Source organism: Paraglaciecola sp. L3A3, from assembly GCF_009796765.1.
Classification (GTDB): Bacteria; Pseudomonadota; Gammaproteobacteria; order Enterobacterales; family Alteromonadaceae; genus Paraglaciecola.
The window spans coordinates 4123128-4143621 of record NZ_CP047023.1 but is presented as its reverse complement, the minus strand read 5'-3'; the positions used below and the strand labels follow the sequence as shown (position 1 = coordinate 4143621).

The window sequence follows — 20494 nt, the reverse complement described above, 5'->3', positions numbered from 1 at the left end:
TTAAGTGCCTTGTTACTTTGCAGTTTATTATCAAGTTACATCCTTTTTAGCTAGACACCCCAGCCTCTAGGCAGCATTTAGACCACCACTAAACCAACTTAGCTACATAGGGCTTGTGCTGCTCAATTTCCTCAGCGGTTAAGCCTTTGAGTTCATATGGAAACACCAGCCAGTCTTGTGTTTCGTGCAAACAAAAATCGGGCTGTTTAACTGTACGCTGATAACTTGGACGTCTATACAATGAGGCAATTTTTACGTCTTTTGGGAAGTTTCGTTTTAGATGTCGTTTTAGGTGTTTAACAGTAGCGTCAATGCTGTTACCCGAGCTAAACACATCGTCAACAATCAATAATGAGTCATCTTCGTTTAAGTTTTCAATCAGATATTGGGTGCCGTGGACACGAATATTACCAGGTTCGGCGAGCATAGACTCGTAGCTCGGTAACCCCCTATAAGATGTACGAATGGAAATATGGTCAGTGACTACCCCCAATGTCTGCAAACACTCCTGAACATAGATACCCACCGCGCTACCACCGCGCCAAAGGCCGACAATAAAAGTTGGACGATAACCCTGTTTATATATTTGCACGCCAAGACGGAAGGAGTCTTCAATTAGGCTATCTTCATTGAGAAAAACTTTATTCATATGCTTATCAACTTTCTTGTTCAGGCAGATCACTTTATTATACGTCTTATATTGTTATTATTTCGACTCATTATAAGGCTGCAATGAAAAAAACCTATCTAACAGGCGAGCAGTTGCTGGCTGATTCGTTCAAGCTCGCTAAACTGGTTTTTGACAGTGGATACCGCCCAACATTTATTATTGCAGTGTGGCGTGGTGGTGCACCTATTGGTATCGCGGTACAAGAGTTCTTTAGTCATCTCGGCATTGAAACAGATAATATTGCGATCCGAACATCATCTTATGCGGCAGGTATCGATAAACAGTCGCGAGAAGTAAAAGTACATGACCTCAATTATTTGATTAAAAACGTGCAACATACTGATAAACTTCTTATCGTCGATGATGTGTTTGATACAGGTCGTTCAATTGAAGCCATCATCAACAACCTGCAAGAAAAAACCCGCCTAAATATGCCAGAAGACATTCGTGTGGCTGTGCCGTTCTATAAACCAACCCGACGGGAAGTCGATAGGATCCCAGATTACTACGTACACGAAACCTCGGCATGGCTGAAATATCCACATTCTTTAGAAGGCCTTACGGTAGATGAAATGGCAGAACACCGCCCGGCACTATACGACATTATTAAAGACTACTTACCCACACCTTAGTTTTTACTAAGGTGTTTTTATTGAGATAGATTTAGTCAAAAAAACATCCCAAATTCAATCTTCCAAAACTCACACTATATGCATAAGAGCTAGGTAGCATTAAAAATCGTTTGAGTACTATCATGGCTGTCTTGTTAGTAGTCAGTACTATCATGGCTGTCTTGTTAGTAGTCTTGTTAGTAGTCCTGTAGATAGTAAATAGTGGTTAGTGAATATAAAAGCCAAAGCAAAAGCAATCCACAGAGTGACACAGAGAAAAGCGATACCATTGTTAAAATCAAAAGCAGATCACAGAGGCTTAGCTACACCGAGAAAAGCAACATTACAGAATAAGGCAGACTAAGCAGAGTGGGGCAGAAATTGCAGTTTAAGAGCAGTAGATAGTTCAAAGCCTGAGCTGGCCTCAAATTTCGTCATTTCGGTGTGCTTGTTAGCAGAAAGTCCCAGCTTAAAAAACAACATCACCGTCAATAGAAAAGCTGTAAATGTTTGATTTTGATGCTTTTTATCCCATTGGGATGGGGCTGGATAACGCGTTGCTAATTTTTACTATGGGTGTCCATGTGAAATTAATAACTCGTTAATAATCCTACGTTTTAAAGGAATACGAGCTCTTTATTATTTCTTTTAGTTTATAGAGTTGTTACTTTTTTGTTTGATATATCCACCAATAGTGCGAACAATTCTTAGCAAATTCTCGTTGCTTGCTAAGTGACCATTATCTGACCAGTTTGCCATGAATACTATAGCGACTTGATTATTATAATCGGCAAAAATATATTGACCGAATGAACCTGCAGTGTACATCAGCTCATCGTTTCGTAACATCCACACGTGATTTCTGTAATCCTCCACTTGACCCAGTAACTTATAATTTGACCGAGGTTCTGAAATAGGTTGATCATATGTTGATTGAAAATAACTATCAGGGATTATCCTCTTACCTTTGTACTGGCCTCTTTCTAACATCATTTGGCCAAACCTGGCTGCATCTCTTAATGTCATTGCTATACCCCAGCTAGAACCTGCATTGCCGTCTTCATCAATAGCAACCGCTCCGTCAAAGCGATATTGTAAGGGACGCCAGAAGGTTTCTTCCATTAGCTGAGCATATCGCTTACCTGTTACCTGCTCAGCAACCATAGCCAATACCTGAGTATTCATGTCGTTATATTTAAATTTGCTACCCGGAACGAAAGTGGGCTTCTGAAACTGCTTAATAAATGACAAAATAGAACGGTGTTCAACACCTAGCACCTTTGGCTTCAATCCCAGATGAATTTCGCTCATATAGCCATAATCTCCGGGCTTGTGATAACTACCAAAGCTAGGAAATCCCACTTGCATATCAAGCATGTTTTGCAGCGTAGAACCTTTGAAAACGCCGGCATCCAATTCAGGTAAATATTCGTCAACATTAGCCTCCAAGCTTATTAACCCGTCGTTCGCGAGTTTGTGTATCAACATCCCGGTAAACGTTTTTGAGCTCGATTGTAAAATTTGAATATCATGCTGCTGCATTCCTTGGTCGTAGGTTTCAAAAACCAATTTCCCGCCATGCATCACAGCAAAACCTTTCATTTGGATTGACCTCAGAAGGTCTAGTAACAGCACCTTTTTTTTCTGATTTATTGAAACCTTTAATGTCATGAGGTTAAACGGATCATTTATTATTTCTTCAAGCGCAGGGGCTTCAGGGTCAGAATGAATGGTCGCCATAGGTACAAATTCACGAGGGTGATGACTTGCATAACGGCTGTAAGGCCAGTGTTGCCAATTAAGGAGATTGATATCTCTGCGCTCGAAGGTAGTATCGAATGGAATGTCCCGTTTCACCTCAAGATTTTTATTAAAACTTTTCTCTTTGATATCATTAGCACTAGCTTGAAAGCCCCAAAATGCCAAGTAAAACATAATAAATACTTGGTTTATTTGGCAGAATGATTTTGGCTTAGTTGTCATTTTTTACCTCAATAACAGTCATAGTATCGGGACACCCTGCTTATCTTTTTTTGACATAAACCTTTGCCATATTTATTAGATTGGGAGTCTTTTTTACTATTGGTATCAATATGTTTTAAAGCCTAGAACATAAACGCTCTTTTGCTAATTTTTAAAGATTAGTGACTTCTTCATTAAATCAGAATAAGGCAGCGCAGAGTGAGCAGACTTTTGCAGAAAAAGCAGAAAATGATAAAAAGCATGTCGCAGAGTTTTAGAGGCGGCTGCGCCGAAAAGTCCAAGATTAAAAGCTATTCACCTCAGAGGACGGCAGAATAAATCAGATAGCAGCAGGCAAAGACGACAACAGCTAATAGCCACCAGATCTTACCCAACTCCGAAGTTTGTCATTCCTGCATCTTGTTAGCAGGAATCCATTCTTGAAAAGCAGAATACTGCAGTTTAAAAGCCCAAAGTCGTAGCTCGAATCTAGTAGATCGCCACTGTATTTAAACCATGGATTCCGGCCTATATCGTCATCCCTGTATGTTGTTAGCAGGGAACACCGGAATGACGGGAGGAGAAAGACGATAGGAATATTAATTTTACTAGTACCTAATTACGAAGTTATCATGGCTGTCCGTGTAAAAGTTATCATGGCTGTCCGTGTAAGAAGTTATCATGGCTGTCCGTGTAAAAGTTATCATGGCTGTCCGTGTAAGGTACTGATAAAATATCTGAGGCAAACATTTAAACATCATTAAGGTATTAAGTATGCTTAATAAAAGCACTCAAAAAGGCTTTACGTTAATAGAGCTTATTATAGTTATCGTTATCCTTGGTATTTTAGCGGTTGCTGCTGCTCCGAAATTTATTGATATTAGTAGTGAGGCTAAAAAAGCCAGGCATGATGCATTAACAGCATCTATTAAAACTGCTGCTAAATTAGGTTTTTATAAATGTTTAGCGAGCCCTAGTTGTAGCCAAAGTGGCGACTCAACTGTTGATATCGGTGGTGGTGTAGTTGTTGAAATGTTAAATGGTTGGCCTAGGGCTGACGAAGACACGGGTATTGGGTTATTGATAAATCAAGATTTTGCTGTTGAAGTGAGAAGCGAGAGCGCTGCTAATGGTGGCGCGTATACTTCATGGTTGATTTCGTGGCCAGGTAGAAGTGGCCTGTGGTGGAAGCAAGATTGCACGGTAACATATAGCAATTATGGCAGTGTTGACTCTCAAATAAATGCCTCTACAGCTTTTTCTGATGTTTGCGAAAACTAAAATTGAAAGTCATGACGACTAATTTAAATCATACATTTATCCTTAAACGGGTGAATTTAAATGCTGATTTATTGAGAAATTGACTCAACCAGTGGTTTACCGTCAGCAGTGTTTTACCGTGACACCCAACGAGTGGTTTACCGTGACACCCCGAGTGGTTTACCGTGAGAGTGGTTTACCGTGACACCCAACGAGTGGTTTACCGTGACACCCCGAGTGGTTTACCGTGACACCCAACGTAAGTGACTCACCGATACTACTCAATATTGCACAGTCTTTACAATGGATACTGTTGGTTATTTATTTTGAAGTAAGCGGAAGTGCTCTACTTTTAATAAGTGGTTTACCGTGAAGTGGTTTACCGTGACACCCAACGTAAGCGACTCACCGATACTACTCAATATTGCACAGTCTTTACAATGGATACTGTTGGTTATTTATTTTGAAGTAAGCGGAAGTGCTCTACTTTTAATAGCTGATACTCAGAAAACCGGGATATATTGGTTTGGGTTTACCGTGATGGGTTTACCGTGACACCGATGGGTTTACCGTGACACCCAACGTAAGCGCCCCGAGTGGTTTACCGTGAGGGTTTACCGTGAGGGTTTACCGTGACACCCAACGTAAGCGACTCACCGATACTACTCAATATTGCACAGTCTTTACAATGGATACTGTTGGTTATTTATTTTGAAGTAAGCGGAAGTGCTCTACTTTTAATAGCTGATACTCAGAAAACCGGGATATATTGGTTTTGCAGATATACCTAACTCTCATCTTGCGATGATATTTATATATTTGGTGATGAGCTTATGCCCGTTTAAGTAAGGCCTTTGATTGACACATGCCGCGCATTCGCTGATGGCCTGTGTGCACTTTAAATTGATGCATCATTTGTTCTGCGCCGGCGGCATAACAAAAGTGCTTTTCGAATTCAGTGGTCAGCGTAAGCCATTGGTCATCTGACAGTCCTAGCCTTTCCAGTATTGGGTTTTGGTGATGTTCAATATGCCCTGCTTTGTCTTCACGAATACAGCGGCCTGTACAATCTACTAATTCACAATAATCTTTTAAGCTGTAGGCAATGCCTTTGGGCATATCTTGTTTGTAGTTACCGACAAATGGCAGTAATTGATGGGGTTGGCTTTTCTTTTGTTTAATGGCTTTGGTACGTTTACAAATACTGGTGTGTTTTGAGGTTTCAGGCGTACTTTCCATTTTGGCTCTAATAGGGTTTAAATCAACATAGGCCATACAGGCTAATACAGCCGATTCATCTAATAGGGCTTGAGATTTAAAGCGCCCTTCCCAGAACCTCCCCGTGCAACCATCTTCTTTATTCGCTTCGCGGGCTATGTATTCATTGAGGTTACCCATGAACCAACTGATGCTATGTAAACGTTGGCGATAGATTTTTGCGGTTTCAGTTAGGCTTAGTATTTCGCTATCTGTGAGTGTTTCTTCTCGTAGGTATTTTTGACTGAGTAATGTACCTCGATGTAGTTGATGCCAATGCTCAAGTACTTCTTTCATTGACCAATCATCTGCTGTGTTTTTATCGACAAATAACACCACATGTACATGATTACTCATCACAGCATACGCACAAATATCTATCGCAAATACTGACGCTAAAAACAATAACCGCTCTTCTACCCAGCCCCGCCTATGTTCGTAACTTTGGCCTGAATAGCTATCTACACCACATAAATAACAACGGCGTACACAGCGAGAATTACAATGGTAATAAGGCGTATCGATTAGAGAAACTTGAGATGCACGTGACCTAGGCATGATTGACTCCCTTCAAACAACGTAAATTAAGCCTAGCTCAACAAACTAAAAACTCAATTTTTTAATTGCTTACGATGGGTGTCTATGTAAGTGTTGCGATGGGTGTCTATGTAAGTGTTGTTTCAGGCGTACTTTCCATTTTGGCTCTAATAGGGTTTAAATCAACATAGGCCATACAGGCTAATACAGCCGATTCATCTAATAGGGCTTGAGATTTAAAGCGCCCTTCCCAGAACCTCCCCGTGCAACCATCTTCTTTATTCGCTTCGCGGGCTATGTATTCATTGAGGTTACCCATGAACCAACTGATGCTATGTAAACGTTGGCGATAGATTTTTGCGGTTTCAGTTAGGCTTAGTATTTCGCTATCTGTGAGTGTTTCTTCTCGTAGGTATTTTTGACTGAGTAATGTACCTCGATGTAGTTGATGCCAATGCTCAAGTACTTCTTTCATTGACCAATCATCTGCTGTGTTTTTATCGACTGGTTTACCGTGATGGTTTACCGTGACACCCAACGTAAGCGACTCACCGATACTACTCAATATTGCACAGTCTTTACAATGGATACTGTTGGTTGTTTATTTTGAAGTAAGCGGAAGTGCTCTACTTTTAATAGCTGATACTCAGAAAACCGGGATATATTGGTTTTGCAGATATACCTAACTCTCATCTTTCGATGATATTTATATATTTGGTGATGAGCTTATGCCCGTTTAAGTAAGGCCTTTGATTGGCACATACCGTATTGGTTTACCGTCGGGTTTACCGTGACACCCAACGTAAGCGACTCACCGATACTACTCAATATTGCACAGTCTTTACAATGGATACTGTTGGTTGTTTATTTTGAAGTAAGCGGAAGTGCTCTACTTTTAATAGCTGATACTCAGAAAACCGGGATATATTGGTTTTGCAGATATACCTAACTCTCATCTTTCGATGATATTTATATATTTGGTGATGAGCTTATGCCCGTTTAAGTAAGGCCTTTGATTGGCACATACCGTATTGGTTTACCGTCGGGTTTACCGTCGGGTTTACCGTGACACCCAACGTAAGCGACTCACCGATACTACTCAATATTGCACAGTCTTTACAATGGATACTGTTGGTTGTTTATTTTGAAGTAAGCGGAAGCTATCTATATAAGAGTCTATTGGTGCGCGTAGCGCATAAGTGGCGAAGCCATGCTCTGTGCGCGCAGCACATCAAATCCCCAAACTACGTAATTATACGTACCCCCTTGCGCGCTTTTGCGAATATTAGTTATTGACCAATAAGCACATACTCATTCCAGCTCTCAATAGGCTTGTGAAAAGAGTTACCAAATAAGGTAACCACACATCTCAATAATCTAATAACTTGTGGAACATACAAATGAAAAAATTTACAAAATTGACACCTGTAGCAGCGACTTTAATGCTGGCACTTGGCGCAGTATCTAGCGCACAAGCAGATGACAAATTAACGGTTGGCGGTTTTATCGATATGTCTTATCTGTCAACCGACACGGATGGGGCCAGCTCAGAAAGTGTATCTGGTGTTGACCAAGTTGAATTTAATATAGGTTATGACTTCGGTAACAAGTTAACGGCTAATGTTGACCTTGAATATAAAAATTCTACTGACGGTGCCAATGTAGAACAAGCATTTATTTCATATGCAGTTTCTGACAACTTAAGCATTAAAGCGGGTCGTTTTTTAAGCTACTCAGGTTGGGAAACTGAAGAGCCAACTGGTTTGTTCCAATACTCAGGCACAGGTTATGCTCAATATTTCTATGGTTATTATCAACAAGGTGTTTCTGCTTTATATAGCGGTGATAAATTCGCAGTAGCGGTTTCTGTAGTAAATGATTTAGCTGGGCCACAATCAACCGATTCTGAGCATCCTGGTATTGAAACTATGGTTGCCTTTATGCCTACCGAAAACTTTACTGTTAAAGCTTTTTACTCGGTAGATGGCGATACTAAAATGTTGAACACTTGGGCTGCCTATTCAATGGATAGCTTAACTTTAGCCGCTGAATACAACTCTTCTGAAGATACTGCTGGTGCAGGTAGTGAAGCTGATGGTTATTTACTAATGGCTAATTATGGATTTGAAAATGGTTTAGCCCTAACAGTTCGCTACCATGACTTTGAAGTAGAAAATGGTTTGATTACTGAGGAAGATGAGAGTTTAACTCCTTTTGCTAAAAGTCAGAGCGCTATCACCATTGCTCCTAGCTACGCAGTAAACGACAACCTGCTAATGGTATTTGAATACCGCATGGATTCTGATGACCTAGGTATGGATTCTGATTCAATCGCGATTGAAGCATTAGTCACATTTTAATTTAAGCATAACTTCTAGTTAGTCAATCTAGCTAGAAGGCTATCAATCAATATTAATAGGAACACATTATGAAATTTAAAAAACTTATTCTTGCTAGCTCAATCATTGCTAGCAGTCTAGTAGCCCAAGTTACAATGGCTGCTGATACCATTAAAGTCGGTGTTTTACATTCTTTATCAGGCACTATGGCTATCAGTGAAACTACGCTAAAAGATACAGTGTTAATGATGATTGAAGAGCAAAACAAAAAAGGTGGTTTGTTAGGTAAAAAATTAGAAGCAGTTGTGGTTGACCCTGCATCTAACTGGCCTTTATTTGCTGAAAAAACGCGTGAATTATTAGCTAAAGAAAAAGTAGACGTTATCTTCGGTTGCTGGACCTCAGTATCACGTAAATCTGCTTTACCTGTATTAGAAGAACTTAACGGTTTAATGTTTTACCCAGTACAGTACGAAGGTGAAGAATCATCTAAAAACGTATTTTACACAGGTGCTGCGCCAAACCAACAAGCCATCCCAGCTGTTGATTATTTAATGAATGACATTGGTGCCACTCGTTGGGTATTAGCGGGTACTGACTATGTTTACCCTCGTACTACTAATAAAATATTAGAAGCGTATTTATTATCTAAAGGTGTGAAACCGGCTGACATCATGATCAACTACACGCCTTTCGGACACTCTGATTGGCAAGGTATTGTTTCTGACATTAAAAAGTTTGGTTCTGCTGGTAAGAAAACAGCCGTTGTTTCGACTATTAATGGCGACGCAAACATTCCTTTCTACAAAGAGCTAGGCAACCAAGGTATTTCTGCTGAAGATATTCCAGTAGTCGCTTTCTCTGTAGGTGAAGAAGAGTTATCTGGTTTTGATACTAAGCCTCTTGTGGGTCACTTAGCCGCTTGGAACTACTTCCAAAGTGTTGAGTCTGACGAAAACGAAGCCTTCATTGCTAACTGGAAAGAGTACATTGGCGACGACAAACGTGTGACTAATGATCCTATGGAAGCAACTTATATTGGTTTCAACATGTGGGCTAAAGCAGTTGAAAAAGTAGGTACGACTGATGTTGATTCTGTTGAGCAAGCCTTGATTGGTGTGGCAGTGCCTAACCTAACTGGTGGGACTGCAGTGATGAACGCTAACCACCATTTGTCTAAACCTGTACTAATTGGTGAAATCCAAGAAGACGGTCAATTCGAAGTGGTTTGGGAAACGAGCGACACAGTAATTGGCGATGCATGGTCTGATCATTTAGATAGTTCTAAAAACCTAATCTCTGATTGGACAGCACCTGTTTCATGCGGCAACTTCGATGTGAAAACCGCCAAATGTTCTGGTCAAAATTTCTAACAATATAATATAAATTAATAATTAAGATGCTTGTGCAGTCTGTCATTAGATGGGGTGTACAAGCTACTTTAAACAACATTAAAAACACCATTATTCAATCAATACATAACACTCAAGCACCAAATTAGAATTATGTTGTACCCAAAAAGGAAAACACAATGTTGAGAACGATCATGGTATTGCTCAGTGTATTTGTGTGTTGTCACACCTTTGCTGCTGACAATCAAACTGAAACTGAAGCCGGCTCGTCATTGTCTACACTAGCCAGCCAATTACCCACTACCAAATTATCTAAAATGGCACCCTTAGTAGAAAAAATTTCTGCGACTAAGGGCCCGAAAACAAGGGTTTTATTACAATATTTATTAGACGGCGAGCTTTATTATATCAAGTCCAATAAGGCCATTGTTCGCGCGGTTTATAACGACCAAAAAGAATATGATGTGACTGATGTTTTAGGCTCAGTTGAATATGCTAATATCGGTAAAAGTGCGATTAAAAAAATCAGAACCAACAATAGCCTGCGAGGAAAAATAAGAAGCCTATTAGCTAAGTTAGACTTAACTGACCCAGACTCAGATGTACGTATTCAAGCACTGCAACAATTAATCGACAAGCCCAACGACAGTGCTTTAGAGGCAATTAATGATTTAATTAATCAAGAAACGGACTCAGATGTTAGATACCTAATGCAGGTAATTTTAGATGTAGAAATATTAAAAACCGGTACTCATCAACAAAAAATGGCGGCAATCACCACGTTAGAAACTAGCTTAGAGCCATCGGTAAAAAACATGCTGGTAAAACAACTGGCAGCTTTACCTAAAAAACCAAGCACTGCAGAAGATATTGCCTTAGCGAAAAGCATCAATAGCGCTATTGAAACTATCGACAACAAACGCAGTTTTTACGGTGTGGTTGAAAATATCTTTTTTGGTTTGAGTTTAGGCTCAGTGTTATTACTCGCCGCTATTGGTTTAGCGATTACCTTTGGTGTGATGGGTGTGATCAACATGGCTCACGGCGAAATGATCATGTTGGGTGCTTATACCACCTATGTGGTACAGCTAATTTTCCCCCATTTAATAGAATACTCTTTGTTTATTGCTATACCCCTAGCATTTTTAGTGTCGGGTAGTGTGGGTATTTTGATTGAACGATGTGTGATCCGTTTCTTAAAAGGTCGTCCGTTAGAAACCTTACTGGCTACCTTTGGTATCAGCCTTATTTTACAACAGTTAGTCAGAACCATTTTCTCACCATTAAATCGTCAGGTGTCTTCACCAGAATGGATGAGTGGATCGTTACAAATTAACCCAGTGTTCTCTTTAACTTACAGTCGTTTATATATCATTATATTTTCACTGATGGTGTTCTTTGCTTTACTACTCATACTGAAAAAATCGTCTTTAGGCTTACATGTAAGAGCGGTATCGCAGAACCGTGATATGGCTAGAGCATTAAGTATTAAAAGTGATTGGGTGGATGCTATTACTTTTGGTTTGGGTTCGGGCATTGCAGGTATTGCGGGTGTGGTACTCAGTCAGTTAACTAACGTGGGGCCAAACTTAGGTCAAGCTTACATTATTGATTCATTCTTAGTAGTGGTATTTGGTGGTGTAGGAAACTTATGGGGCACCTTAGTGGCGGCTATGTCGTTAGGGTCAATTAATAAGTTCTTAGAGCCTATTACTGGGTCGGTTCTAGCCAATATTATTGTGTTGGTTGGATTAGTGTTATTTATCCAAAAACGTCCTAAAGGGCTGTTTCCACAAAAAGGGAGGTCAGCAGACTAATGACTTCATCAACTACAAATACTTCAAGTGCTCCGTCAACTGCATCAGCTACTGGCCTATTGGGTAAGTTAAGCAATTTACATGTGGTGATTGGGGTACTGTTATTAGCCACGTTTTATGTGAGTGTGTGTAACTTGCTTTTTGCTGAAGGCTCAATGTTGCACGTGAGTGACTACACAGTGAGCTTGTTTGGCAAGTACTTATGTTACGCACTATTAGCCTTAGCCGTTGATTTAGTGTGGGGTTATTGCGGCATTTTAAGTCTTGGTCATGGCGCGTTTTTCACCTTAGGTGGCTACGCCATGGGTATGTACTTAATGCGCCAAATTGGTGACCGGGGTGTATACGGTAACCCTGACTTACCTGATTTTATGGTGTTTTTAAACTGGACCGAAATGCCTTGGTATTGGGCAGGCTCTGACAGTATCTTGTGGATGGTAGCCATGGTGTTTATTGGCCCCGGGATACTAGCTTATGTATTTGGTATGTTGGCGTTTCGCTCACGAGTTAGTGGTGTGTATTTGTCTATCATGACCCAAGCGGTGACTTATGCCTTAATGTTAGCGTTTTTCCGCAACGAAATGGGCTTTGGTGGAAATAACGGCTTAACCGACTTTAAAGAAATATTCGGCTTCTCGTTACAATCGCCAGACACCAAACTGGGCTTATTTATTGCCACCGCTTTGGTGCTGGCAGTGGCTTATGTGGTTTGTCACTTTATTGTTAATTCAAAGATGGGCCGAGTGGTCACCGCCATTCGTGACTCAGAAAACCGTGTTCGTTTTGTCGGTTATAAACCAGAAGATTATAAAGTATGGATCTACGTGGCATCAGCCATGATTGCCGGCCTAGCAGGTGCACTATATGTGCCGCAAGTGGGTATTATTAATCCAGGTGAGTTTTCGCCTATCAACTCAATCGAAATGGTGATTTGGGTGGCAGTAGGTGGACGTAATTCCCTTTACGGTGCGTTAATTGGTGCCATAGTGGTGAGTTATGCTAAAACGCGTTTTACCGCCATTATGCCCGAAGCTTGGTTATTCGCTTTAGGGGGGTTGTTTGTGTTAGTCACCTTGTTGTTACCTAAAGGTATTGCCGGTTTTGTGCCGTCGATAATCACTAGAATAAAAGATAAAAAAGCTAATGCTAAAGCAGCAGAAGAACATGCCGCGGAGGTGAAGTCATGATAGTCGATAAAAATGGTTCACCTATATCTGCCACTGAAAATATTCAGCCAGATACCCGCCACGGTGTGATTTTATATGTGGAAGATGTCAGTGTTAGTTTTGATGGTTTTAAAGCCCTGAACAACATGAATTTATATATCAACGACGGTGAGTTACGGTGTTTGATTGGTGCCAATGGCGCAGGTAAAACCACCTTAATGGATGTGATCACAGGGAAAACTCGCCCAGATACGGGCAAGGTTAGCTTTGGTCAACAAGTGGATTTATTACAGTTGGATGAAGCGGAAATTGCCAATGCAGGTATTGGTCGAAAATTTCAAAAACCAACGGTATTTGAACAACTTTCTGTGTTTGAAAATATTGAATTGAGTTTAAAAGGTAATAAAGGCATTTGGTCTTCTTTATTCCATAAATTAAATGGTGAACAAAAAGACCGTATTGCTGAAATTTTACACACCATAGATCTCATTAAAGAATGCAATTATCCAGCAGGGCGTTTGTCTCACGGGCAAAAACAATGGTTAGAAATAGGCATGTTACTGGCCGCTAACCCAAGGGTACTGTTGGTGGATGAACCCGTTGCCGGTATGACAGGTCAAGAAACAGAGCGTACCGCCGAATTATTAACTTCATTAGCAGGCGAGCACTCGGTAGTGGTGGTTGAGCACGATATGGCGTTTGTTCGTTCAATTGCTAAAAAGGTGACTGTGTTACACCAAGGTTCGGTATTAGCCGAAGGCACTATGTCAGAGATCCAATCAAATAAAGAAGTAATCCAAGTGTATTTGGGTGAGGAGCAAGGTTAATGATCGAACTTAAATCCGTTGACCAAAGATATGGTGGCACCCAAATTTTATGGGACATGAACCTTGATATTAAAAAAGGTTCACGTACCTGTATTATGGGTCGGAATGGGGTGGGTAAAACCACCTTATTAAAAGTGATTATGGGTATGTTACCCATCAGTGGTGGCAGCTTAACCATTGCTGGTGAAAATGCAGCTAAACGCAGTGTTGAATCTCGCCCCGAAATGGGCATAGGTTATGTGCCTCAAGGCAGACATATATTTCCTCAGTTAACCGTTGAAGAAAATTTAAAGGTCAGCTTAAACTGTAAGCGTCAAACCAGTAAAACCATTCCTGAACATGTGTATGAATTATTTCCGGTTTTAAAAGAAATGTTACACCGCCGAGGAGGCGATTTGTCTGGTGGTCAGCAGCAACAATTAGCTATTGGACGAGCATTGGTGTTAAACCCAGAAGTGTTAATTCTGGATGAACCAAACGAAGGTATTCAGCCAAATATTGTGCAACTCATTCGTGACGTACTATTAAAACTGAATAAAGAACAAGGCATGACTATAGTGCTAGTAGAACAAAAACTGCCTTTTGCTAGAGCTATTGGTGAAGAATTCATATTAATGGAAAAAGGGCATGTTATGTCGTCGGGTCCCATGGCACAATTAACCGATGAATTAGTTGGCAAGTACTTAGCTGTATAAAAAATGCCAGACTGAGTAAAAAGTCTGGCAGTATAAAAACAAACGGTGTGCCGTGAAAATACAGAAAAAAACAGATAAAATAATTTACCTAGGTGGACAAAATTAGTATGTCTGCGACTTCCATCCTGAAAAGAGAATGGCTGGCTAAGTTAGCACTAACTTTCAGCTATTCTGTTCATGGTACTCAATTGGCTCGTACTCAACGGGTCGGCCCTTTGACTATTCAAAAAGCCTTTTATCCCGAAGGTCGTGATTGTGCTCATGTGTATTTGTTACACCCTCCGGCTGGTATAGTGTCGGGTGATACATTACATGTCGATGTTAATTTAGAGCCAAAAGCCCATGTGCTGGTGACAACGCCAGGAGCCAATCGTTTTTATCGTGCTCGTGAAGATGCCAGTATTGGTACGCCAGTGCAAAAACAAATCACCCATGTGTATTTACCCTCAGAAGCAAAGTGTGAACATTTTCCATTAGAGACCATTGTTTACGAAGGAGCGGAAGGGGTGAATCAGGTTGTGGTTAACTTAGCCGCTGATAGCACTTATTTAGGCTGGGATATTACTTGTTTAGGTTTGCCCAGTGCAGCTCAGTTATTTCTTAGCGGTACGTTCAGTCAACTCAACCAAGTGTATTGCGACAATAAACTTATTTTTCATGACAGAATTAAAGTTAGTCCCGAACCCTGCAAAGGCAACGAGCAAGTACAACAGCATGTTGTAGGTTTAGCTGGTAACAGTGTGTTTGCGACCTTATTAGCTTATGCCTCAGCTGAATTAGTGAATCAAAAAACACAAACAGAATTAATTCAGCAGCTTAGAGAAACCATTACACAACAAAACCTACAAAACCAAGTCAGTGTGACCCATATCAATCAGCTGATTATTGTTCGTTACTTGGGTCATCATGCTGAGCAGTGCAAGCAGATATTTATTTTATTGTGGCAGCAACTTAGGCCACTTTATATGCAAAAGCAAGGCATAGTGCCACGCATTTGGCATACTTAATTGTCATCCATTTAGCCTAAAAAATAGCCTAGAGAAAGAGCAAAGAAACTATGGACCTATTACCAAGAGAAAAAGACAAACTGTTATTATTTACTGCGGCATTATTGGCAGAACGTCGATTAAAACGAGGCGTGAAACTGAACTACCCAGAAGCTATGGCGTATATTTCTATGGAAATAATGGAAGGAGCCAGAGACGGCAAAACCGTAGCCGAAATGATGGATTACGGCCGTACTTTGCTAAGCCGCGACCAAGTTATGGAAGGGGTACCAGAGTTGGTAGCTGAAGTCCAAGTTGAAGCGACTTTTCCTGATGGTACTAAACTCGTCACCGTCCATAATCCCATAGTGTAAGGAATAAATATGATCCCTGGTGAAATTAAAACAGATCATGGCGAACGCCAATTAAATGTGGGCCGTGAAACGATTCAGGTGACTGTGGCCAATAGTGGTGACAGACCTATTCAAGTGGGCTCTCACTATCATTTTTATGAAGTGAACCCAGCATTAAGATTTGACCGTGAAATGTGTAAAGGTTTTAGGTTAGACATTACCTCGGGCACTGCGGTGCGTTTTGAACCGGGCCAAGAGCGAGCAGTAACCTTAGTGGCTTATGCCGGAAAACGTCGCGTGTTCGGTTTTCGTGGTGATGTACAGGGAGATTTAGACTAATGGCAACAATTGATACGCATGCTTATGCTCATATGTTTGGCCCAACTGTGGGTGACCGGGTACGGTTAGCCGACACCGACTTATGGTTAGAAGTAGAAAAAGATTTCACTGAATACGGTGAAGAAGTCAAATTTGGCGGCGGTAAAGTTATTCGCGATGGTATGGGTCAAAGCCAAGCCTCTTGTTATGAAACTGTGGATGTTGTGATCACCAACGCACTAATTTTAGATCATTGGGGCATAGTCAAAGCCGACATTGGTGTAAAAGATGGCCGCATTGCCATAATCGGTAAGGCTGGTAATCCTGATATTCAAGATAATATTGATATCGAAGTCGGTCCTGGCACAGAAGTCATCGCCGGTGAAGGGCAAATACTCACGGCTGGTGGCATAGACGCACATATTCATTTTATTTGCCCACAACAAATTGACGAAGCTTTAATGTCGGGCGTAACAACTATGATAGGCGGCGGCACAGGTCCGGCAACAGGTACCAATGCTACTACTTGTACACCTGGGCCTTGGAACATTTATAAAATGTTGCAAGCCACTAATGATTTCCCCATGAACTTTGGTTTTTTAGGTAAAGGTAATGCCAGTTTACCCTTAGCCCTAGAAGAGCAAATTGAAGCCGGTGTCTGTGGTCTTAAGTTACACGAAGACTGGGGCACGACTCCAGCGGCTATTGATTGTTGTTTGTCAGTGGCTGATCGCTACGACATACAAGTAGCGATTCATACTGATACCTTAAATGAATCAGGTTTTGTTGAAGATACCTTAGGCGCATTTAAAGGCCGCACTATTCATACCTATCATACCGAAGGTGCCGGTGGTGGCCATTCGCCCGATATTATTCGTGCTTGCGGTGAAGCCAATGTATTGCCTTCGTCAACTAACCCAACACGGCCATATACTATTAATACTATTGATGAACATTTAGATATGTTGATGGTCTGCCATCACCTTGATCCGAGTATTCCTGAAGATGTGGCCTTTGCTGATTCGCGCATTCGTAAAGAAAGTATTGCCGCTGAAGATATTATGCATGACTTAGGGGCCATCAGTATGATTGCTTCTGACTCACAAGCCATGGGCCGAGTGGGGGAGATGATCACTCGTACTTGGCAAACTGCCCACAAAATGAAACAACAGCGCGGGCCGCTAGCACCAGATACAGAGCGTAACGATAACTTTAGACTTAAACGTTATGTGGCTAAGTACACTATTAACCCTGCTATTAGCCATGGTATTAGCCATGAAGTTGGCTCAATTGAAGTGGGCAAGTTAGCTGACTTAGTATTATGGAAACCGGCATTCTTTGGCATTAAACCAGCGATGATCATCAAAGGTGGTTTTATTGCTGCGGCCCCTATGGGTGACGCCAATGCGTCTATTCCTACTCCGCAACCTGTGTATTATCGCCGAATGTTTGGTGCTCACGGCAGTGCGGCGGCTAATACCTCGATGACCTTTATGTCTCAGGCATCCATTGATAAAGGCGTGCCAAGCGAAATAGGCATGACGCGCCTTACTGGTGCGTGTAAAAACACTCGCAACATTGGTAAAGACGATATGATCCACAATAATTGGCAGCCTAAAATTGAAGTCGACGCACAAACTTATGAAGTGCGCGCAGATGGTGAGTTATTGACTTGTGAACCAGCAGAGTCATTACCGTTAGCACAGCTTTATTGTCTATTTTGATTGTGCAGCATAGGTTAACGTATAAATATAATTTTGAAAGTTAGGAATCGAACAAAGCATGTTACAAGCATATGAGCGTTTACAGCATACGCATGATCCAATTGATGACAGCATCACGTTAGATCATGACACCCGTAAAAAAGCGCGTATCAAAATAAAGACCGACAAAGGATTAGACCTAGGTATTTTTATGGAGCGCGGCCACCCCTTATTAGTGGGTGAAGTACTTAAAACTGAATGTGGTAAGTTAATCGAAATTAAAGGCCAAGCAGAGCCAGTTAGTACCGCTATTGGCACAGATTGGTTAACATTTAGTAAAGTGTGTTATCACTTAGGTAACCGCCATACTGTATTGCAAGTTGGTGAGTTGTGGGTACGTTTTAAACCTGATCATGTTTTGGAACAGCTAGCAGAAAAATATGGCTTAAGTGTGAACCACACTCCGGCTATTTTTGAACCTGAAAATGGCGCCTATGGCAGTGGTGGGCATTCTCACGCACATGAACAGGATCATTCCCATTAGTAGTCCTGATCCGCTCAAACTAAACCGCTTACTGCAACTTTGTAGCGCCAATTTGCCTGTAGGTGGTTTTTCGTTTTCTCAAGGTTTGGAATACGCGGTAGAAAAACAGTGGATCAATAACGCTGCAAGTACGCAAAGTTGGATTGAGTTAAATTTGTCGGTGGCCATTGCTCAAACAGATTTAGCCATTATCAAACGTTTGTATGCGGCCTTAATTGAAAATGATACTCAGCAGTTTAGCTACTGGAATGAATACATATTAGCCAGCCGTGAAAGTTACGAATTGCATATGGCTGACTTAGCTATGGGCAAAGCACTAGTAAGGTTACTTAGCTTACTAGATAACCTCGATTTAGCTGAGGTAGAAGCACTGCTCGTTATCAAAGAGCTGAGTTTTGTGAGTGTGTTTGCCATAGCTGCCTATGCATTTAAGCTAGACTTAATTTCGGCGCAAAGTGGTTTTTGCTGGACCTATATTGACAACCAAGTGGCAGCGGCCACTAAGTTGGTACCTTTAGGGCAAACTCAGGCACAAAATTTATTATATGAACTATCTGCGAAAGTTGACGCAGTGGTCATTCAAGCAAATCAAGTAGCTGATGACGATATAAGTGCGAGCTTACCGCATTTAGCTATGGCCAGTGCTTGGCACGAAGATCAATACACGCGATTATTTCGCTCTTGAGTTTGCACAGATAAAAGAATTAACAGCTTTATTTATTAAAGAGATTTTGAACATTATGAAGAAAAAACAAATATTACGTATCGGTGTCGGCGGCCCTGTAGGTTCGGGTAAAACAGCCTTATTGCGCGAATTATGCCTAGCCTTACGTGACAAATACAATATGGCAGTTGTGACTAACGACATTTATACCCGTGAAGATGCCGAGTTTTTAACCCGCCACGATGCCTTAGCACAAGATCGCATTATTGGGGTCGAAACAGGTGGTTGCCCACATACAGCTATTCGTGAAGATGCTTCAATGAATCTAGCGGCCATTGACGAATTACAATCACGTCATGTTGATTTAGATTTTGTATTAGTGGAAAGTGGTGGTGATAACTTAAGTGCTACTTTTAGCCCTGAATTATCAGATTTAACTTTATATGTTATTGATGTGTCTGCTGGTGATAAGATCCCCCGTAAAGGCGGCCCAGGTATCACTAAATCAGACTTATTGATTATCAATAAAATAGACGTTGCTGAACTAGTAGGTGCCTCTCTAGAGGTGATGGACAGAGACAGTAAAAAAATGCGTGGTGATAAGCCTTTTATTTTCAGTAATATGAAAACTCAACAGGGGTTAGCTGAAATCATAGAGTTTATCGAAACCGAAGGTATGCTTAAGGTTTAACAAACTAATTTATTTAATTTGCTGGTGGCAATAAACGTCACCCATTATTTTTAAGGATTTTTATTATGAAATTAATCACGACTATATTTGCCTTGTTACTCAGTGCCCAAGCAATGGCTCACGAAGATCATGCTTTAGGTGATAGTCACCTTGCTTACCACATGGCTTTATACGCATTACTTACCTTAGTTATTTTTAAAGGTTATGGCTGGTTAAAGGCAAAAAAGCGCAGTAAAAATAAAGAATAATTGTTAAGTCTATTTATCAAAATGGCCCTGCTTGTAGGGCCTTTTATATGTTACTCATACGGCAGAAAATACCTGTAAAGTTGCAATATCTTGATTCTCAGGGCATGGTAAGTAAAAGTGCCCCACTAACTCGTCTTAGGAAATTTAGAATTGGATGAAATTTTCTGCAGACGGGTTAACTTGATCCTAGAGGTGAGCTATGTCTTATAAGTTCAAATTTTTTGCCCAGCCGATAGTGACAAATATAAAAACCTTTGTTGAAGTGGCTTTTATAGAGTTCAGTATTGGGGTCATTTGTGCATTTTTTGCTTATACCTATTATGATGGATTTATTCAGGTTTTTGTTGGTTGCCTGTTAATTGCACTAGTCTGTTTATTTTTAACTATTCATAATATCTATGTGGTGCTTAAAATTAGAAAAGAGCAAAAGCTAAGGGATGTGGCAAATAATAGCTAAGACAGAAATTTCTATCTGCAACATATAAAAAAGGCCT

The 20494-nt window shown here is 40.8% G+C and carries 20 protein-coding genes and 1 pseudogene; 17 read left to right on the top strand and 4 right to left on the bottom strand.

Translation table 11 applies throughout. The features are described 5' to 3' along the window. Positions 1–88 precede the first annotated feature (88 nt). Positions 89–649, bottom strand: a complete 561-nt coding sequence (locus GQR87_RS17260; protein ID WP_158971487.1) for a phosphoribosyltransferase — start codon at positions 647–649, stop codon at positions 89–91. Between the two features lie 83 nt (positions 650–732). Here GQR87_RS17260 and GQR87_RS17255 point away from each other — a divergent pair, with 83 nt between their 5' ends. Beyond that, a complete protein-coding gene (locus GQR87_RS17255; protein WP_158971485.1) occupies positions 733–1302 on the top strand; it encodes a phosphoribosyltransferase in 570 nt (189 codons plus the stop codon). 627 nt (positions 1303–1929) lie between these two features. Here the strand turns inward: GQR87_RS17255 and GQR87_RS17250 are convergent. Next, positions 1930–3264 carry a serine hydrolase gene (locus GQR87_RS17250; RefSeq protein WP_158971483.1) on the bottom strand — a complete coding sequence of 445 codons (1335 nt, stop codon included), beginning with the start codon at positions 3262–3264 and terminating at the stop codon, positions 1930–1932. A 753-nt stretch (positions 3265–4017) separates the two neighbouring features. Here GQR87_RS17250 and GQR87_RS22595 point away from each other — a divergent pair. Then, entirely contained in the window at positions 4018–4524 is a 507-nt protein-coding gene (locus GQR87_RS22595) for a prepilin-type N-terminal cleavage/methylation domain-containing protein (RefSeq protein WP_158971481.1), read from the top strand. An 810-nt stretch (positions 4525–5334) separates the two neighbouring features. On the opposite strand, the gene GQR87_RS17240 is transcribed toward GQR87_RS22595, so the two are convergent. Further along, positions 5335–6318, bottom strand: a complete 984-nt coding sequence (locus GQR87_RS17240; RefSeq protein ID WP_158971479.1) for a transposase — start codon at positions 6316–6318, stop codon at positions 5335–5337. Positions 6319–6433: 115 nt separating this feature from the next. Further along, positions 6434–6772: pseudogene (locus GQR87_RS17235) on the bottom strand (transposase); the annotation flags it as partial. Between the two features lie 925 nt (positions 6773–7697). Between GQR87_RS17235 and GQR87_RS17230 the strand changes: the two are divergent. The 15 genes from GQR87_RS17230 (at position 7698) to GQR87_RS17160 (ending at position 20457) form a co-directional block, all read left to right on the top strand. Beyond that, positions 7698–8657 (top strand): porin, encoded by a 960-nt coding sequence (locus GQR87_RS17230; RefSeq protein WP_158971477.1) that lies wholly within the window; start codon positions 7698–7700, stop codon positions 8655–8657. A gap of 68 nt (positions 8658–8725) precedes the next feature. After that, positions 8726–10009 carry an urea ABC transporter substrate-binding protein gene (gene urtA / locus GQR87_RS17225; protein ID WP_158971475.1) on the top strand — a complete coding sequence of 428 codons (1284 nt, stop codon included), beginning with the start codon at positions 8726–8728 and terminating at the stop codon, positions 10007–10009. A gap of 158 nt (positions 10010–10167) precedes the next feature. After that, a complete protein-coding gene (gene urtB, locus GQR87_RS17220; RefSeq protein WP_158971473.1) occupies positions 10168–11805 on the top strand; it encodes an urea ABC transporter permease subunit UrtB in 1638 nt (545 codons plus the stop codon). Continuing rightward, positions 11805–12992 (top strand): urea ABC transporter permease subunit UrtC, encoded by a 1188-nt coding sequence (gene urtC / locus GQR87_RS17215; protein WP_199271638.1) that lies wholly within the window; start codon positions 11805–11807, stop codon positions 12990–12992. Before urtB ends, urtC begins: the two co-directional genes overlap by 1 nt. Next, entirely contained in the window at positions 12989–13798 is an 810-nt protein-coding gene (gene urtD, locus GQR87_RS17210; protein WP_158971471.1) for an urea ABC transporter ATP-binding protein UrtD, read from the top strand. Before urtC ends, urtD begins: the two co-directional genes overlap by 4 nt. Continuing rightward, positions 13798–14493, top strand: a complete 696-nt coding sequence (urtE, locus tag GQR87_RS17205; RefSeq protein WP_158971468.1) for an urea ABC transporter ATP-binding subunit UrtE — start codon at positions 13798–13800, stop codon at positions 14491–14493. Before urtD ends, urtE begins: the two co-directional genes overlap by 1 nt. 107 nt (positions 14494–14600) lie before the next feature. Continuing rightward, a complete protein-coding gene (locus tag GQR87_RS17200; protein ID WP_158971466.1) occupies positions 14601–15500 on the top strand; it encodes an urease accessory protein UreD in 900 nt (299 codons plus the stop codon). 50 nt (positions 15501–15550) lie between these two features. After that, positions 15551–15853 carry an urease subunit gamma gene (gene ureA / locus GQR87_RS17195; RefSeq protein WP_158971464.1) on the top strand — a complete coding sequence of 101 codons (303 nt, stop codon included), beginning with the start codon at positions 15551–15553 and terminating at the stop codon, positions 15851–15853. 9 nt (positions 15854–15862) lie between these two features. After that, a complete protein-coding gene (locus GQR87_RS17190; RefSeq protein WP_158971462.1) occupies positions 15863–16171 on the top strand; it encodes an urease subunit beta in 309 nt (102 codons plus the stop codon). Next, positions 16171–17874: an urease subunit alpha gene (gene ureC / locus GQR87_RS17185; RefSeq protein WP_158971460.1), complete on the top strand. Its 1704-nt coding sequence runs from the start codon at positions 16171–16173 to the stop codon at positions 17872–17874. Before GQR87_RS17190 ends, ureC begins: the two co-directional genes overlap by 1 nt. Before the next feature lie 58 nt (positions 17875–17932). After that, complete coding sequence (locus tag GQR87_RS17180; RefSeq protein WP_158971458.1) at positions 17933–18397, top strand: urease accessory protein UreE; 465 nt, start codon at positions 17933–17935, stop codon at positions 18395–18397. Continuing rightward, positions 18375–19082: an urease accessory protein UreF gene (locus GQR87_RS17175; RefSeq protein WP_199271637.1), complete on the top strand. Its 708-nt coding sequence runs from the start codon at positions 18375–18377 to the stop codon at positions 19080–19082. Before GQR87_RS17180 ends, GQR87_RS17175 begins: the two co-directional genes overlap by 23 nt. 55 nt (positions 19083–19137) lie before the next feature. Then, entirely contained in the window at positions 19138–19752 is a 615-nt protein-coding gene (gene ureG / locus GQR87_RS17170) for an urease accessory protein UreG (protein ID WP_158971456.1), read from the top strand. Between the two features lie 65 nt (positions 19753–19817). Next, positions 19818–20000: a hypothetical protein gene (locus tag GQR87_RS17165; RefSeq protein WP_158971454.1), complete on the top strand. Its 183-nt coding sequence runs from the start codon at positions 19818–19820 to the stop codon at positions 19998–20000. A 199-nt stretch (positions 20001–20199) separates the two neighbouring features. Further along, positions 20200–20457: a hypothetical protein gene (locus GQR87_RS17160; RefSeq protein WP_158971452.1), complete on the top strand. Its 258-nt coding sequence runs from the start codon at positions 20200–20202 to the stop codon at positions 20455–20457. Positions 20458–20494: the final 37 nt, after the last annotated feature.